Annotated in this window: 1 protein-coding gene; it reads right to left on the bottom strand. The window is 57.6% G+C overall.

The features are described 5' to 3' along the window. Window positions 1-228, bottom strand: a 228-nt coding sequence (locus AC1RPT_RS07875; RefSeq protein WP_481762998.1) for a hypothetical protein, incomplete at its 3' end; no start/stop codon positions are given. Window positions 229-328 lie beyond the last annotated feature (100 nt).

Here is a 328-nt window from a genome sequence, read left to right as displayed (position 1 = left end):
ACCCTTGTCCGTCAATCCATCGCCCTCTGCTCCGGGTATATCGATGTCGAACAGACGCAGAGCTGCGTGCGTCGGCGTCTTTTCACCGTCTGCTGTTTGCTGTAGCTCACGTTCGAGCAGCGCACGCCATTCATCTGCGGGCAGCGGGACCCACTCGCATTTGAAATAGCCAGCTCCAGATTCACCGGGCTCAAGCCCAGACAGCGCGGCATGTGCGATAGCCCACAAGCGATCGGCACCTAGGAATTGAAGAGCTGTGAACAGAAGGGCACCAGCAGGTCCCAGCTTCTCTATAGCCTAGCGCATGGACGAGGTATTCAGCAACTCT

This window comes from Dellaglioa sp. CoH-56-MRSF-11 (genome assembly GCF_056782135.1).
This window is presented reverse-complemented; position numbering and strand designations above follow the sequence as displayed.